Source organism: Pseudomonas urmiensis, assembly GCF_014268815.2.
Classification (GTDB): Bacteria; Pseudomonadota; Gammaproteobacteria; order Pseudomonadales; family Pseudomonadaceae; genus Aquipseudomonas; species Aquipseudomonas urmiensis.
In genome coordinates, this window is the sequence record NZ_JABWRE020000001.1 from 4,279,055 (window position 1) to 4,294,161 (window position 15,107).

At 64.1% G+C, this 15,107-nt stretch carries 14 protein-coding genes; 8 read left to right on the top strand and 6 right to left on the bottom strand.

Annotated elements, in window-relative coordinates; translation table 11 throughout:
• Positions 1-97 precede the first annotated feature (97 nt).
• Positions 98-1,012, top strand: a complete 915-nt coding sequence (locus HU737_RS19295; RefSeq protein ID WP_186557729.1) for a histone deacetylase family protein — start codon at positions 98-100, stop codon at positions 1,010-1,012.
• A 149-nt stretch (positions 1,013-1,161) separates the two neighbouring features.
• Positions 1,162-2,400: a TIGR03862 family flavoprotein gene (locus HU737_RS19300; protein ID WP_186557728.1), complete on the top strand. Its 1,239-nt coding sequence runs from the start codon at positions 1,162-1,164 to the stop codon at positions 2,398-2,400.
• Between the two features lie 425 nt (positions 2,401-2,825).
• Here the strand turns inward: HU737_RS19300 and rhlE1 are convergent, their stop codons facing one another.
• Together rhlE1 and yedA are read right to left on the bottom strand one after the other, a co-directional pair.
• The gene (rhlE1, locus tag HU737_RS19305) at positions 2,826-4,157 is read right to left on the bottom strand and encodes an RNA helicase RhlE1 (RefSeq protein ID WP_186556703.1); all 1,332 of its coding nucleotides are present in this window, start codon (positions 4,155-4,157) and stop codon (positions 2,826-2,828) included.
• A 98-nt stretch (positions 4,158-4,255) separates the two neighbouring features.
• Positions 4,256-5,176 carry a drug/metabolite exporter YedA gene (gene yedA, locus HU737_RS19310; protein ID WP_186556702.1) on the bottom strand — a complete coding sequence of 307 codons (921 nt, stop codon included), beginning with the start codon at positions 5,174-5,176 and terminating at the stop codon, positions 4,256-4,258.
• Between the two features lie 157 nt (positions 5,177-5,333).
• Between yedA and HU737_RS19315 the strand changes: the two genes are divergently transcribed.
• The gene (locus tag HU737_RS19315; protein WP_186556701.1) at positions 5,334-5,792 is read left to right on the top strand and encodes an Lrp/AsnC family transcriptional regulator; all 459 of its coding nucleotides are present in this window, start codon (positions 5,334-5,336) and stop codon (positions 5,790-5,792) included.
• Positions 5,793-5,892: 100 nt separating this feature from the next.
• On the opposite strand, the gene HU737_RS19320 is transcribed toward HU737_RS19315, so the two are convergent.
• Both HU737_RS19320 and HU737_RS19325 read right to left on the bottom strand, forming a co-directional pair.
• Entirely contained in the window at positions 5,893-6,372 is a 480-nt protein-coding gene (locus tag HU737_RS19320; RefSeq protein ID WP_186556700.1) for a LabA-like NYN domain-containing protein, read from the bottom strand.
• A gap of 75 nt (positions 6,373-6,447) precedes the next feature.
• The gene (locus HU737_RS19325) at positions 6,448-7,185 is read right to left on the bottom strand and encodes a DUF2076 domain-containing protein (RefSeq protein ID WP_186556699.1); all 738 of its coding nucleotides are present in this window, start codon (positions 7,183-7,185) and stop codon (positions 6,448-6,450) included.
• A gap of 156 nt (positions 7,186-7,341) precedes the next feature.
• Between HU737_RS19325 and HU737_RS19330 the strand changes: the two genes are divergently transcribed.
• The 3 genes from HU737_RS19330 to HU737_RS19340 all read left to right on the top strand — a co-directional run bounded on the left by HU737_RS19330 (position 7,342) and on the right by HU737_RS19340 (position 9,740).
• Positions 7,342-7,998 carry a YciC family protein gene (locus HU737_RS19330; RefSeq protein WP_186556698.1) on the top strand — a complete coding sequence of 219 codons (657 nt, stop codon included), beginning with the start codon at positions 7,342-7,344 and terminating at the stop codon, positions 7,996-7,998.
• A 61-nt stretch (positions 7,999-8,059) separates the two neighbouring features.
• Positions 8,060-9,139: an endonuclease/exonuclease/phosphatase family protein gene (locus HU737_RS19335; protein ID WP_186556697.1), complete on the top strand. Its 1,080-nt coding sequence runs from the start codon at positions 8,060-8,062 to the stop codon at positions 9,137-9,139.
• Between the two features lie 109 nt (positions 9,140-9,248).
• On the top strand, positions 9,249-9,740 hold the full coding sequence (locus HU737_RS19340) for a hypothetical protein (RefSeq protein WP_186556696.1): 492 nt from the start codon (positions 9,249-9,251) through the stop codon (positions 9,738-9,740).
• A gap of 28 nt (positions 9,741-9,768) precedes the next feature.
• Here the strand turns inward: HU737_RS19340 and hrpB are convergent, their stop codons facing one another.
• The gene (gene hrpB / locus HU737_RS19345; protein WP_186556695.1) at positions 9,769-12,297 is read right to left on the bottom strand and encodes an ATP-dependent helicase HrpB; all 2,529 of its coding nucleotides are present in this window, start codon (positions 12,295-12,297) and stop codon (positions 9,769-9,771) included.
• Between the two features lie 117 nt (positions 12,298-12,414).
• Here hrpB and pmcY point away from each other — a divergent pair, with 117 nt between their 5' ends.
• On the top strand, positions 12,415-12,834 hold the full coding sequence (pmcY, locus tag HU737_RS19350; RefSeq protein ID WP_186556694.1) for a periplasmic Zn2+ metallochaperone PmcY: 420 nt from the start codon (positions 12,415-12,417) through the stop codon (positions 12,832-12,834).
• Positions 12,835-12,859: 25 nt separating this feature from the next.
• Entirely contained in the window at positions 12,860-13,729 is an 870-nt protein-coding gene (locus HU737_RS19355) for a cation diffusion facilitator family transporter (RefSeq protein WP_186556693.1), read from the top strand.
• A gap of 200 nt (positions 13,730-13,929) precedes the next feature.
• Here the strand turns inward: HU737_RS19355 and HU737_RS19360 are convergent, their stop codons facing one another.
• Positions 13,930-14,763 carry a DUF6515 family protein gene (locus HU737_RS19360; protein WP_186556692.1) on the bottom strand — a complete coding sequence of 278 codons (834 nt, stop codon included), beginning with the start codon at positions 14,761-14,763 and terminating at the stop codon, positions 13,930-13,932.
• Between the last annotated feature and the right edge of the window lie 344 nt (positions 14,764-15,107).

Sequence of the window (15,107 nt, forward strand, 5' to 3'; positions counted from 1 at the left end):
GCGGGCTTGCCCGCGAAGGGCCGCGCAGCGGCCCCAGCAATAGCGCATAAACAACCCAACTGGCACTATCAGCACTGAACCTTACCGCGAACCGACCATGCCGTTGCCGCTGATCTACCACGATGACTACAGCCCGGAGTTTCCCGCCGAGCATCGCTTTCCGATGGACAAGTTCCGTTTGCTGCGCGACCACCTGGTCGACACCGGCCTGACCACGGACCAGGCCTTGCTGCGCCCAGAGCTCTGCCCCAACGACATCCTCGCCCTGGCCCACGACCGCGACTACATCGAGCGTTACCTGAGCGGCGACTTGTCTCGCGAAGACCAGCGCCGTCTCGGCCTGCCCTGGAGCGAAGCCTTGGCCCGGCGCACCGTGCGCGCCGTTGGCGGCTCGCTACTGACCGCCGAAATGGCCCTGCGCGACGGCATCGCCTGCCACCTTGCAGGCGGCACGCATCATGCTCACTACGGCCACCCCGCCGGCTTCTGCATCTTCAACGACCTGGCCGTGATCAGCCGCTACCTGCTCGAAGCCGGGCGGGTGCATCGGGTGCTGATTTTCGACTGTGACGTGCACCAGGGCGATGGCACCGCGCGGATCCTGCATGACACCCCTGAAGCTATCACTGTGTCGCTGCACTGCGAACAGAACTTCCCGGCGCGCAAGGCCCACAGCGATTGGGACATCCCCCTGCCGCGAGGCATGAGCGATGCGGCGTACCTCAAGGTGGTGGATGATGCACTGAACTACCTGCTGGCGCTGTACCAGCCTGACCTGGTGCTGTACGACGCCGGTGTCGATGTACACAAGGACGACGCCCTCGGTTACCTGCAATTGACCGATGAAGGCCTGGCCGCTCGCGATGAAAGCGTGCTGCGCCACTGCCTGGGCCGCGACATTCCGGTAGTCGGCGTCATCGGCGGCGGCTACAGCAAGGACCGCATAGCCTTAGCCAAACGCCACGGTATCCTTCATCACAGCGCGGCAAAGGTCATCAGTTGTTCACAATGACTGTGGAACCGCTTGTGGATAACCTGAGTGAAAGCGGCTACAGACCGCTAACTGCCTGAGCTACAAAGGAGTGGTCATTTTTTGCACAGTGCTTCGACGGGGTGCGCTGGGGTAGAATGCCAGCTCTTTTCCACAGCCTGCCGCCCTCCATGCCTGAACTACGCCCCGCTTCCCCTCCCCTTGTCGCCGTGATCGGTGGCGGCCCTGCCGGGCTGATGGCCGCCGAGGCGCTGGCTGCGGCCGGTATGACGGTGCAGGTGTTCGATGCCATGCCTTCGGTGGGGCGCAAGTTCCTGCTGGCCGGGGTCGGCGGCATGAACATCACCCATTCCGAGCAGTACCCGGCCTTCGTCTCGCGTTACGCCGAGCGCAGCGGCGAGATCGATGGGCTGCTGCGCGACTTCGATGGCCAGGCGCTACGCCAGTGGATCCACGGGCTGGGCATCGAAACCTTCGTTGGCACGTCAGGGCGGGTATTCCCTTGCGACATGAAAGCCGCGCCGCTGCTGCGCGCCTGGCTCAAGCGCCTGCGCGACAGCGGGGTAGTTATCCACACGCGCCACCGCTGGCTGGGCTGGAACGATGATGGATCGCTGCGGATCGCTTATCCACAGGGTGAGTTGAACCTGCGCGCCGATGCACTAGTACTGGCGCTGGGTGGTGGCAGTTGGGCACGCCTGGGTTCCGATGGCGCCTGGGTGCCATTGCTGGCCGAACGGGCTGTGGATATCTCACCGCTGCAAGCGAGCAACTGCGGTTTTGAAGTTGCGGGCTGGAGCGAACTGCTGGTCAACAAGTTCGCCGGCGCACCGTTGAAGAACATTGCCCTGAGCGTTCCCGGCAGTGCTGCGCGCAAGGGTGAGTTCATCCTCACTGCGCAAGGCGTGGAAGGCAGCTTGGTGTATGCCTGGTCGGCGCAGGTCCGTGAAGCGATCAATCGCGCAGGCACAGGTACGCTGCTGCTGGATCTGCTACCTGACCGGCCTGTGGACAAAATCGCCCAGGCCCTGGCCAAGCCTCGCGGCTCACGCTCGATGGCCAAGCATCTGCACAGCCAGCTGGGGATCGACGGGGTCAAGGCGGCGATGTTGCGTGAGCTGACCGATCAGGCGACCTTCGCCGATCCGCAGGCACTGGCCGCGGCGATCAAGGCGTTGCCGATCGAACTGCTGCGCGCGCGGCCACTGGATGAGGCGATCAGCAGTGCCGGTGGGGTGCGCTTTGAAGGGGTGGATGAGGGCTTGATGCTGCGCCAGTTGCCAGGGGTGTTCTGTGCAGGCGAGATGCTCGACTGGGAGGCGCCGACCGGCGGCTATCTGCTGACCGCATGTTTTGCCAGCGGCCTGCGCGCAGGTCGGGCGGCAGCGGATTGGCTTAAGCAAGCCTAGAAGCAAGGCCCTGCCCCGAGGGTGCCAGGAACGGCCTCTTCGCGGGCAAGCCCGCTCCCACAGGGATTGCTGGTGTATCAACTGTTTTGTTGTGTCAGCACCGGCTTCGGGTGGAGCCACTTCCCGGTTGTGTCAGCACCTGCCGTTGCTGGCTGGCACTGACACAACTAAACCTGCCGGCAAGCCCGCTCTCACAGGGATTGCTGGTGTATCAACTGTTTTGTTGTGTCAGCACCGGCTTCGGGTGGAGCCACTTCCCGGTTGTGTCAGCACCTGCCGTTGCTGGCTGGCACTGACACAACTAAACCCGCCCTACCAGCACAAGCCCCTGTGGGAGCGGGCTTGCCCGCGAAGGGTCCTGCACTGACACACTGCTGCTTCACCACCCTCTGTAGGCGCTGAGGGAGCCTGCGATGGGCCGGATCTCAAGGCTTACGCTTACGCGGCCCACCATTGAAGCTCGGCACCTTGCGCACCGCCTTGACGGTCGGCGCCGAAGTCCCCGACTCGGTACTGTCCATCCACTTGCCCAAACCGCGTTTGGCGCTGTTTTCCTTGGGCTTCTTGGGCTTTTTCGGCTTCTTGATCACCTGCCCGCTGGCATCGGTCATCGGCACCCGGTGATCTGGGATGAAGTCTGGCTCTTCATGGCGCGGCAGGGTCTGGCGAATCAGGGTCTCGATCGCCGAGAGCATCTGCACTTCATCGGCACACACCAGCGAGATCGCCTCGCCCTTGTTGCCCGCCCGGCCGGTACGGCCGATGCGGTGCACATAATCTTCGGCGACGATCGGCAGGTCGAGGTTGACCACCAGCGGCAGATCGTCGATATCCAGCCCGCGTGCAGCGACATCAGTGGCCACCAGCACCTGGATCTCGCGTGCCTTGAAGCTGTCCAGCGCGCGCTGGCGAGTCGCTTGCGGGCGATCACCATGGATGCCATCGGCATTCACCCCCTCGCCCAGCAAGCGCTCGACCAACTGATCGACCCCATTACGGGTCTTGGCAAACACCAGCACCTGGCTCCAGCGCTGCTTGCGCAGCAAGTAGCAGAACAGGTCGGCCTTGCGCTTCTTGTCGACCGGCACCAGCCACTGCTTGACCGTGCTGGCGGTGGCATTGCGGGGGCTGACTTCGATGCTCAGCGGATCATTCAGGGCCAGGCCCGCGAGCATGCGGATCTGATCGGAGAAGGTGGCGGAGAACAACAGGGTCTGGCGCTTGCGCGGCAGCGCGGCGTACACCGACTGCAACTCCTCGGCAAAGCCCAGGTCGAGCATGCGGTCGGCTTCGTCGAGCACCAGGGTCTGCACCTGGCCGAACTTCACCGCGTTCTGGCGGAACAGGTCGAGCAAGCGACCGGGGGTGGCCACCAGCAAATCGACACCCCGGCGCAGGCGCATCATCTGCGGGTTGATGCTCACCCCGCCGTAGACCGCATAAGTGGAAACCGGCAGGTTCTCGGCGTATTCCTGGATATTGGCATGGACCTGCTCGGCCAGCTCGCGGGTCGGCACCAGCACCAGGGCGCGGATCGAGTTGCTGGCGACCTTCTCACCTTCCAACGCCAGGCGCTGCAACACTGGCAAGGCAAAGCCTGCAGTCTTGCCGGTGCCGGTCTGGGCCGCGGCCATCAGGTCGCGACCGGCCAGTACGGCGGGGATGGCCTGGGCCTGGACCGGGGTTGGGGTGGTGTAGTCCAGCTGCTGCAGGGTGCGCAGCAAAGGTTCGATCAGGCCGAGTTTGGCGAAATTCATGGCAATACCGTCAGGGGGTTCAGCGAAGGCGGCAGTTTACCTGCGCCAGTACCCTCGTGTCGCGATAGGGCCGCACCCGCAGCCCCACAGACGCGGGCCTATTTGCACATTTCGCCCTTCAGCGGCGCCGGCTGCTCGGGCGCCTTGCGCCACTGCGGCAGGCCGATCAGCACCACCGCGCCGATGATCACCGCCATCGCCACGCATTCTTCGGCGCCAATGGCTTCACCGGCGAAGGCGATCCCGAGCAGCACTGCTACGGCTGGGTTGACGTAGGCATAGCTGGTGGCCGCCGCCGGGCGTACGTTCTTGAGCAGGTACATGTAGGCGCTAAAGGCCAGGATCGAGCCGAACAACACCAGGTACGCCAACGCGCCCCAGCCAGCAGCGGTTGGCATCTGGGTCAAGCGTTCGCCACTGACCGCACTGCCAATCAGCAGCGCCGCGCCGCCAACCAACATCTCGGCTGCACTGGCCATCGGTCCTTGGGGCAGCGGCAGGCTCTTGCTCCATACCGAGCCAAACGCCCAGGCAGCGGCGGCAAACAGGATCAGCGCCGCGCCCATCGGGCTGGCTTGCAGGTTAGAGCCCAGGTTGAGCATGGCGATGCCGGCCAATCCGAGGCAGATGCCCGCCCATTCCAGGCGCGAGTTGCGATGGCCAAACAACAGACCGAACACCAGGGTAAACAGCGGTACCGTGGCCACCGCCAGCGCTGCTACTCCTGAGGCGACGCCCGCATGCTCGGCCAGGGTCACCCCGCCATTGCCGCAGCTGAGCAGCAAAAAGCCAATCGCCCCGGCCGCGCGCCATTGCGGCCAGGTTGGCGCCGGCACCCCGCGCCAGCGCAAAAAGCCATACAACAGGCTGCCGGCGATCACGAAGCGAATCCCCGCCATCATCATCGGCGGCCAGGATTCGACGCCAATGCGGATGAACAGGTAGGTCGAGCCCCAGACCAGATACAGGGCAAGAAAGGCACCGATGAGCAACCAGGGAACACGACGGGAGGCAGGCATGGGGAAAACACTCGAAATCCGTTTACGGGTGACTTAGTTTAGAAAGGGCCTTGCGCAAACTTAAGTTACAAAACACGTTTAAATCACCCACACACTTTGCAATGAATGGTTATTTGCTGCCTTTGCCGTTGATTGCTTGAAACGAGCGAAACCCGTCATGGACAAGTACGACCGCATGCTCCTCGCCGCCCTGTTGGAAAACGGCAGGGCCACTTACGCGCAGCTGGCGCGACAGGTGAACCTTTCACCACCTGCGGTGGCCGAGCGGGTGGCCAAGCTTGAGGCCAGCGGGGTGATCACCGGCTATACGGCCAAGGTGGACCTGGAAAAGATCGGCCTGCCGATCCAGTGCGTGATCGAGCTGCGCCTGGCCAGCCATGGCAACCAGCAGGCTTACGATGAGCTGGCGCGGATTCCCGAGCTCACTGAGTGTCATCGGGTCACGGGCGATCCGTGCGTGATCATGCAGGCGGCAGTGGGGTCGATGAGTGAGCTGGAGGCGCTGATCAATCGGGTATCGCAGCTGGGCTTCAGCAAGACCTCGATCATTCTTTCAAGTGCGGTGGAGCGGCGGGTGCCGTTGCAGCAACTCGCGGGCAATGGCAAAAAGAGCTGAGACCTGCGGTGTCTGGCCTGACGCTATCGCGGGGCAAGCCCGCTCCCACGCCAAGTTGGCTCTGCCTGGGAGCGGGCTTGCCCCGCGATAGCGTGCTCAATCAATGACGCAGCAGCAGCGAGCCTTCGATCGGCACATAGTCAGTGGCCGCGCGAATCAGCGACAACGCCGTCAGCCCGGGCACGCCATACACCACAGCCTCGACCCCATAGCGCTGGATCGCTCGCTCCAGCAGCAAGTCGAAGTCGCCATCACCCGAGGCCAGCACCACCTGGTCGACCCGGCTCGCCGCCTCGATCACATCCAGGGTAATACCCACGTCCCAGTCACCCTTGGCCGAGCCATCGCTGCGCTGGATGTAGGGTTTCAAGCGCACCTCGAAGCCCAGGTTGCGCAAGATCTGCTGGAATTGCTGCTGCTTGCTGTCGCCGCGGTCGATGGCATAGGCCACCGCCTCGACGATCTGCCCCTGGCGGCTGACCTCGGCCCACAGTGCGGTGTAGTTGAAATGGCAGCCATGGGCCTGGCGGACGGTGTAGTAGAGGTTCTGCACATCGGCGAACAGCGCGATCTTTTTCACCACACAACCCTTGGGTAATCCTGCGAGAAAGGGGTTGGCGTGCAACCCCACAAGCCCAGCAGTATGCCAGAGGCCTCAGACGAAGGTGTCGTCGTCAGAGAAGAAGCCGCCGTCGTCGTTGCCGTAGTCGCTGTCCATGAAGCCGCCCTGATCGCCAGCATAGCCGCCATTGTCGGCCACCTGCTGCTGGCCGGCCTGGTCATTCCAGCCGCCCGAATCGCTGGCCGGGGCTGGCTCTTCCTTGATCACTTCAACCACTTCCTCAGGTTGCGAATGATGGTTGAACAGGCTGCTGAGGCCTTGTGCCAGCAAGACCCCACCCGCGACCCCGGCAGCGGTCTGCATGGCGCCGCCGAGGAAACTGCTGGCACCACTGCGCGCGGGCGCGGCGTTGAAGGCCGAAGCCTGCTGTGGCTGCGCTTGCGCGTAACCCGGTGCCGACGGCTCGCGCCAGCCACCAGCGCTGGCACCTGGTGCGACAGAGCGTTGCGGTTGCGGGGCAGGTGCGCGGCTACCGGCACCGAAGATGCTCGACAGGAAGCCGCCGCCATTGCTAGCCCCACGGCTGGCCTCGAGCTGAGCGCGGGCCTGCTTGAGTTCGTTTTCCAGCTGCTTGTTTTGCTCATCGAGGCGCTTGATCGCTGCCTCTTGGACGAGGATCGCCTGGGCCATGTAGTAAGGCGCCGCCGGCTGCTGGCGCACATGTTCCTCGATGCACGCCTGGGCCTGGGCGTCGCGCGGCTGGCTGGGGTCTTCGGCTTGCTTGATGCGGCCAAACAGGCCGTCGATCAGGGTTTGTTCTTCAGTATTCATGGGCTACCTCGTGCGGGCAAGCGGGACATCGGACAGCGTCAAAGATGGGGGGCGCAGGCGCGGGATTCAATCAGCGGACGCGTGAAACTTTTTTCAGCCAGGCCTTGAGTGGGCTAAAGTTACGCCCCTGCTTTTACAGCCATGCGATGTTGACTGATGAATCCGCTGAGCGTTCTGCGCGACTCCCTGTACTTTTTCCGCCGTCACCTGGCGAGCATCATCCAGCTCTGCCTGCCGTTGATCGTGCTCGAGGCCCTGCTCACCCAGCTGCTGTACCGCCAGATGGGCGAACAGGCGTCGCCGGCCTACGGCATGCTGGTCAGCCTGCTGCTGTATCCGCTGTACAGCGCGGCGCTGATCCTCTACCTCGACACCCGTACCCAGGGCCAGGACATCCTCAAGCGCAACCTGTTCGCCCGCGCCCTGCAGCTGTGGCCGCAGCTGGCCTTGCTGATCATGATCAGTACCCTGCTGATCATGGCGGGCCTGGCACTGTTCGTGTTTCCCGGCATCTGGATCATGATCAACCTGGTGTTCGCCGAATACCTGCTGGTGCTGCGCGGCTTGCCCGTGGTGCAGTCGATGCGCGAGAGCGCACGCATGACCACCGGGCACTTCATGCGCATCCTGGTCTGCGTGTTCGCCTCGCTGGCGCCGGTGTGGCTGCTCGACGGCCTGCTGATGATGGCCTTCCCGCAGCCGCAACCTGGCGTGCAACTGGCCATGGACAGCCTCAGCGGCCTGTTGCAGCTGTTCAGCAGCGTGGTGCTGTTCCGCATCTTCATGTTGTTGGAAGCCGACGCCGGCGCTTGAACTGGCCTGGCGACGAACGGCTCGGTTATGCTGGCGCGATCCGCACCGACAAGCCGAGCCGATGACCCGACTACTGCGCAACGTCCTGCTGTTCCTGCTGCTGATGCTGGCCTTGCTCTGGCTGCTCGCTGAGCACCTGAGCTGGCAGCCCTCCCCCCGCGAATCGGTGGCAGTCGCCTGCCAAGGCCCTGGCCAGCCGCTGCAGCCCGGGCAGACCTTGAGCGTGATGAGCTGGAACGTCCAGTACCTGGCCGGCAAGCGCTATGTGTTCTGGTACGACCAAGGCCGCGGCAGCGACACCCGCCCCACCCGTGAAGACCTGGCGTTCAACCTCGATGAAGTGGCGCGCGTGATCCGCGCCGAACAGCCCGATATCGTCCTGTTGCAGGAGTTGGACAAGGACGCCAAGGCCAGCGACTACCAGGATCAATTGGCCCTGCTGCGCGAGCGTCTGGCCGACTTGTACCCCTGCGCGGTGCAGACCGATGAATGGAAAGCCGGTTTCGTCCCCGACCGGCACATCGCCGGCAGCGTCGGCCGTACCCTGGCAACCCTCAGCCGGTACCCGATCGCCAAGGCCGAGCGCCTGCAATTGCCCAATACCGCCAGTAACGCCCTGGCCCGCCTGCTGGAGTCGCAACCGGCCCTGCTAGTCAGCTATCTGCCGCTGGCCGATGGCGGCCGTCTGGCGGTGCTCAATACGCGGTTGTCGCCCTACCGGCCAGGCAGCGACCTGCAACGACGGCAAGTGGCGCACGTCAGCAAAGTGCTCGATCGCCTGGAAACCCAGGGCACCCCCTGGCTGATTGGTGGCGACTTCAACCTGTTGCCGCTGGGCCAGTACCGTCGCCTGCCACCGGCCCAGCGCGGTAACTACCCGGCCGACAGCGACCTGCACCTGCTGTGGGACAAGTACCCGATGATCCCCAGTAATGCCGAAGCCAGCGGCGCCGAGCGCGACGCCTGGCTCACCCACTTCCCCAATGACCCGGCCGTGAGCGGACCTGACCGCACGCTCGACTACCTGCTGCACAGTCCACGCCTGCAGCGATTGGAGGCGCGTGTGCTGCAGGCAGATACGCTGCAGATCTCCGATCATCTGCCGATCACCGCACGTTTGGTCTTGCCCAAAGCGCGCTAAGCCAATCAGCGCTGCCCAGGAAAAGCAGCCCGCCGGAGAAATCGTTCAGCCTGCTGCCCTGCATGTCCCTCGTCTACCGTGGCGACATTCATCCACAGGGACGCAGGCTATGAACGAACCGCAACCTAGCAACCACTGGGCCGATGGTCAGTCTTTTATCGGCAGCATCTACTTGCTAGAGGATGGCAAACGCTACCCAGTCCACCCCTTCAAGACCCATCACGACCTGAGCTTTGGCGTCGATATCCATGTCGACGATGGCTGGCTCAAGGTCGGCGGCAGCGCAGGTCCTTCGTTGTTTCTCTTTCGATTCCATTCAAGAGGCGAGAATCGCTTGCATTTCAAGGTCGCTCTGGCCTCCAACAGCCGCCGCAAGCTGGGTATCAGCGACAATGGCTACCTGGGGCTGTACGACCAGACAGACGAGTTAGATTACTGGAAGCTGCAGCCGGTGGAATGGTCCAAGGATGAGCTGCGCTGCCTGATCCGTGATAATCAGGGTCACCAGGTGAAAATCGAACATGTCTCCGAGCAAAAAATGGCCCACCTGACCATCGGTGATGGTGTACCGCTTGAGTTTTTGATCGTCCGTTCCCATTAGTCAATACCAAGGTTCCCGCAGCTGATTTTCAGCGGCCGCGGGGCTTGGCGCGTGCCGTCGCTTCCGCGACCAAGGGATCATCCGGCCAGTAATGTTTGGGGTAGCGGCCCTTGAGGTCTTTTTTCACTTCGGCATAGGTCGTGCGCCAGAAGTTGGCCAGATCCTGCGTCACCTGCACCGGCCGTCGCGCGGGCGACAGCAGGTGCAACTTGACCTGCTGGCGGCCTTGGGCGATGCGCGGCGTGTCGGCCAGGCCGAACAGCTCTTGCAGACGCACGGCCAGAATCGGTGGGGTTTCGCTGTAGTCCAGGCGGATGTTGGAGCCCGATGGCACATTGAGGTGCTCTGGTGCCCACTCATCCAAGCGTTGCGGCAGCGGCCAGGGCAGCAGGTTGCGCAGGATCGATGACAGGTCCAACTGAGCGAAGTGACTCAGCCGCGAGACCTTGCCCAAATAAGGCTGCAACCAGTCTTCAAGACTCGCGAGCAGCGCTTCGTCAGACAGATCTGGCCATTCACTCTCCACGCTCTTGTGCAAATCCAACTGGCGTAGCAAGGCAACGCGGGCCTGCCACTGGCGGAGCGCTGGCGTCCACGGCAACAGCGCCAAGGTCTTGCGCCGGACCAAGCCGAGCAAGGCCTGCGCCCGAGCCTCGTCGCTCAGGCCAGGCAACGCTTCACGGCTGAGCACCAGCTCGCCGACCTTGCGCTGACGCTCGGCGCGCAACACCTGTTCGCGCTCATCCCAGTCGAGAAGATCGAGGGTTTCGACCTGCTCAGCGAGCACCTCTTCGAACAAGCCAGGATCGAACTCGGCCGCCAGGTAGATCCGCTCTTCGCGCTGGCCCTGGCGGCTGCCCAGATCGGCAATCACCAACCATGGGCACTTCATCAACCCATCGACTTCAGCAAACAGCGCGGCGCGGCCGTTGGCCAGGCGATACTCGGCGCCGCCTTCGCGCCGTTGTTGGGCGACCCGGTCCGGATACGCCAGCGCCAGCAAGGCGCCCAGCCAGCGCGGATGCTCAGGGTCAGCCACAGGGGTGACCGGGTTGCCACGCAGCAGGCCACGGTATTGGCGAGCCAGCTGACGAGCACGTTGTACCCCACCCTGGCCGCCTCGTGTCAGCTTGCTTTCGCCACTGAGCAGCGCCAGTCGAGTATGCAGGTCGGCGCCGCCGCCGCGCTGGATATCGCGCTCGCCGAGCAATGCGGCAACATTGCAGGCCATATCGGTCAGGCCAAGGTGCTGGCCGCGCAACAACAGATGGGCGATGCGCGGATGGGCCGGCAACTCAGCCATCGCCTGGCCATGCTCGCTCAGGCTGTCGCGGCTGCCGGGCTTGAACGCACCAAGGCGCGCCAGCAGGTCTTGCGATTGGGCGTAGGCGGCGCTCGGTGGTTGATCGAGCCAGCGCAGTTGCTCGGGTGTCACACCCCAGCGCGCCAGTTGCAGGGCCAGGCCTGCCAGGTCTGCCTGGAGGATCTCGGCGCTGCCGTGCGCGGCCAATTGCTCATGCTGGGCCTCGGACCACAAGCGGTAGCACACGCCTGGCTCAAGCCGCCCAGCCCGTCCAGCGCGCTGGGTGGCGCTGGCGCGGGAAATGCGTTGGGTGTCCAGGCGGGTCATGCCGCTGCCCGGATCAAAACGCGGCAGCCGCGCCAGGCCGGCGTCGATCACCACCCGCACGCCATCGATGGTCAGGCTGGTCTCGGCGATATTGGTCGCCAGCACCACTTTGCGCAGGCCTGCGGGCGCAGGCTCGATGGCAGCCCGTTGTGCATTGAGGTCAAGTTCGCCATGTAGCGGGCACAGCAGGATGTCTGGCCGCTCGCCTAGCGCGTCCTGAAGAGCTTGATGCACCCGGCGGATCTCGGCCTGCCCGGGCAAGAACACCAACAGGCTGCCGGATTGCTCGGCCAGCCCCTGCAGCACGCAGTCGACTACCCGTGGCTCGACGAACTCACCGGGCTGAAACGGCCGCCCCCATTGGATATCCACCGGGTGCATGCGTCCTTCGCTGCTAACCACCGGTGCCTGATCAAGCAGCCGTGACAGGCGCTCGCCTTCCAGGGTCGCCGACATCAGCAGGATCTTCAGCGGCGGATCGTCGCGTAAAAGCTCGCGGCCATTGAGGCTCAGCGCCAGCGCCAAGTCAGCATCCAGCGAACGCTCATGGAATTCATCGAAGATCAGCAGGCCAACGCCTTCCAAGGCCGGATCCGCTTGCAGGCGGCGGGTGAGGATGCCTTCGGTGACCACTTCGATACGCGTAGTGGGGCCGACCTTGCTGTCCAGCCGAATCCGGTAGCCGACCGTTTCGCCGACCTTCTCCCCCAGCTCGCTGGCCAGCCGCTCGGCTGCCGCCCGTGCAGCCAGCCGGCGCGGCTCGAGCATGACGATGCGCTGCCCCGCCAGCCACGGCTCATCGAGCAGCGCCAGCGGCACGCGGGTAGTCTTGCCAGCGCCGGGCGGCGCCTCCAGCACGGCTTCGTGGCGGCTACTGAGCGCTTGGCGCAGCGCGGGCAATACGGCATCGATTGGTAATGAAATCATGGTGGTCCTCGAACGAGCCGCCGAGTATAACGGCGAACCGGCCAGGACCTATCATGGTCATAATGTTCGATAGCGGCCGTTTGCCGCGATCGTTGCGACTTTCCATCGGAGATTTACATGCGCATCCCATCCCGTGTCATCGGTGGCGTTCTAGTCGCCACCCTGCTGACCCAGCTGACGGCCTGCGGCACGCTGTTCTATCCAGACCGCCGCGGCCAGATCGAAGGCAAGATCGACCCGGTGGTCGCCGCCCTCGACGCCATCGGCATCCTGTTCTACGTGATCCCGGGGCTGATCGCCTTTGGCATCGACTTCGCGACCGGCGCCATCTACTACCCTGGCGGCACTACCGCGCAGGTCGATCCGGCCAAGCTCAAGCCGGCGATCGATGCCGATGGCAAGGTCGACAACGCCAAGCTGCAGGCTATCCTCGAAAGCGAACTGGGCCAGCGCCTGCCGCTGAACGACCCGCGACTGATCCAGCATCGCGGCAGCGTCGAGCAACTGGCTGCCTACGGCCTGGTACCGGCCGCCTGATTCGCACAAGGACTTTGCCGCCCGCATGACCCCAACCGCAGAACAGCAACGCCTGCTGCGCCTGGCCACCCGCGCCTCGCTGGCAGTGGCCAGTATCCTGGTGTTGAGCAAGGCCGTGGGCTGGTGGCTGAGTGGCTCGGTCAGCCTGCTGGCGGGGCTGACCGACTCAGCGCTCGATGCAGTGGCGTCATTGCTCAACCTGCTGGCGGTGCACTACGCGCTGCGCCCGGCTGATGATGATCATCGCTTTGGCCACGGCAAGGCCGAGGCGCTCGCGGGCATGGCCCAGGCGCTGTTCATTGGCGTCAGTGCGGTGCTGATCGGCGTGCAGGCGGTGGAGCGCCTGCGCGCACCACAGCCGCTGGGGGATACTGCGGCGGGTATTGCGGTGATGGTGCTGTCACTGGTCCTGACCCTGGCGCTGTTGGCGTTTCAGCGCAAGGTCATCCGCGCCACCGGCTCCACTGCGGTGCGCGCCGACTCGCTGCACTACCGCTCCGATCTGCTGCTCAACGGCAGCATTCTCTTGGCGCTGCTGCTGGCAGGCTTTGGTTGGCCGCAGCTGGATGCGCTGTTTGGCCTGGGAATCGCGTTGTACATTCTCTGGAGCGCGATTCAGATCGCTCGGGAAAGTACTGCGATTCTGATGGACAAGGAGCTGCCGGCAGACGTGGGTGAGCGGATGCTGGAGTTGGTCTGCGCGATTCCCGGCGTGCGCGGTGCGCATGATTTGCGCACGCGGGTGTCTGGCAGTTACTGGTTCGTGCAGTTGCACCTGGAGTTGCCTGGCGAGCTGGCGCTGCATGATGCCCATGAGCTGTGCGTGCAGGCTTCAGCGGTGATCCGCCAGCGTTATCCACAGGCCGATGTGATGGTGCATGCTGATCCTGTGTGATTCGCTATCGCGGGGCAAGCCCGCTCCCACGCCAATCGATTTCGCCTGAACAACGTGGGGCTTGCCCCGCGATTAGCGAACCACACAGGATCGACTTCGACTGAACAGCGTGGGAGCGGGCTTGCCCCACGATTAGCGAACCACACAGGATCGACTTCGACTGAACAGCGTGGGAGCGGGCTTGCCCCGCGATAGCGCACTCAGTTGATGCTGTAGCCGCGCCCACTCAAGCAGGCCCCCAGCGCCCGCCGATAGGTGTCGGCGACATTGGCCGCCGGTGCATAACTGGCCTGCGCCGGATCGAATCCAGACTGCTCCACCGCCCAGCGATGGCACTGGTAGCGATCCTGATCCTGCTGCTGCGGCGTCTGCCCATAGCTGGGATAGGCGATCACATCGTAGCCATTGCCTGCCTGTGGCGCTGGCATCGGCATACTGGCAGGCGGGCTGACCACCACGTACTCACGGCTATCAGCCTGGTAGCGGTAGTAGGTGTCGGCCACCAGGAAGAACAACGCGCCACTGAGCCAGACCTCCTGGGCATACGACGGCAGGTAAGTCACCCGCACGCCATAGGGCGGACGCACCACCACATAGCCAGCGCCATGCGGCCGGTACCAGTAGCCGCCTGAGTAGAAGTAATCCTGCCCGCGGTACGGCACCTTCCAGTAGCGATCCGGGAAATGCTCGATCGCCTGCCCAGGCCGATACTGCGGCCCTGGGCCCCAGCCATTGCCATGGCCATCCGGCCGCCCTGGCCAGTTATCGCCTGGCCGCTGCCCCGGACCACCGGCCTGCCAGTAGCGGTTATCGCCATTGCGCCGAGGGATGTCCTGGTAATAACCCTGGCGCGCAGGCTGGGTCTGGCGCGCTTCGTCTCGCGAGTTCAGCGGCGAGCTGCCAGCGCTGCCGGAGTTCGGATCCTGCGGTGCGTGCCCGCCGTGCCCATCGCCCGGCCCCTGGGCCAGCACCCCCAGGCTGACGCCCATGCCCAGCAAACCAACACCTGCCAACTGCCAGATGCGCGACCTCATGTTGTCCCTCTCGAATACGGCAATGAACCTGCTGGCAGTCTACCGCGACCTCCTGGCAGGCAGATGAAAATCCAGACATGAAAAAAGGGAGGCCAATGGCCTCCCTTTGCGAATTGTCGTCCGTGCTCGGCACTTGTGGCGCCGGCTCACCTCACTCGGTCTGGTAAACCGTGTGTAGCCCGGGGGCCGGCGGATCCTGTTGGATGGCGGGCCGCGAGCGGCCTCCTGGGCCGGTCGCCGTGGACTGATGTCCGGGCAGTGATTCTGGTGATAAAGATACCGGCAAGGCACCAGCAGGGGATTGCTAAGATTGCTCAGATAAATAGCACTTGCGCAATTTTTAA

What these genes read in the sequence shown, in the direction of transcription:
- HU737_RS19295 (WP_186557729.1), top strand. Translation starts at nt 98, where the DNA reads ATGCCGTTGCCGCTGATCTACCACGATGACTACAGCCCGGAGTTTCCC.
- HU737_RS19300 (WP_186557728.1), top strand. Translation starts at nt 1,162, where the DNA reads ATGCCTGAACTACGCCCCGCTTCCCCTCCCCTTGTCGCCGTGATCGGT.
- rhlE1 (WP_186556703.1), bottom strand. Translation starts at nt 4,157, where the DNA reads ATGAATTTCGCCAAACTCGGCCTGATCGAACCTTTGCTGCGCACCCTG.
- yedA (WP_186556702.1), bottom strand. Translation starts at nt 5,176, where the DNA reads ATGCCTGCCTCCCGTCGTGTTCCCTGGTTGCTCATCGGTGCCTTTCTT.
- HU737_RS19315 (WP_186556701.1), top strand. Translation starts at nt 5,334, where the DNA reads ATGGACAAGTACGACCGCATGCTCCTCGCCGCCCTGTTGGAAAACGGC.
- HU737_RS19325 (WP_186556699.1), bottom strand. Translation starts at nt 7,185, where the DNA reads ATGAATACTGAAGAACAAACCCTGATCGACGGCCTGTTTGGCCGCATC.
- HU737_RS19330 (WP_186556698.1), top strand. Translation starts at nt 7,342, where the DNA reads ATGAATCCGCTGAGCGTTCTGCGCGACTCCCTGTACTTTTTCCGCCGT.
- HU737_RS19335 (WP_186556697.1), top strand. Translation starts at nt 8,060, where the DNA reads ATGACCCGACTACTGCGCAACGTCCTGCTGTTCCTGCTGCTGATGCTG.
- HU737_RS19340 (WP_186556696.1), top strand. Translation starts at nt 9,249, where the DNA reads ATGAACGAACCGCAACCTAGCAACCACTGGGCCGATGGTCAGTCTTTT.
- hrpB (WP_186556695.1), bottom strand. Translation starts at nt 12,297, where the DNA reads ATGATTTCATTACCAATCGATGCCGTATTGCCCGCGCTGCGCCAAGCG.
- pmcY (WP_186556694.1), top strand. Translation starts at nt 12,415, where the DNA reads ATGCGCATCCCATCCCGTGTCATCGGTGGCGTTCTAGTCGCCACCCTG.
- HU737_RS19355 (WP_186556693.1), top strand. Translation starts at nt 12,860, where the DNA reads ATGACCCCAACCGCAGAACAGCAACGCCTGCTGCGCCTGGCCACCCGC.
- HU737_RS19360 (WP_186556692.1), bottom strand. Translation starts at nt 14,763, where the DNA reads ATGAGGTCGCGCATCTGGCAGTTGGCAGGTGTTGGTTTGCTGGGCATG.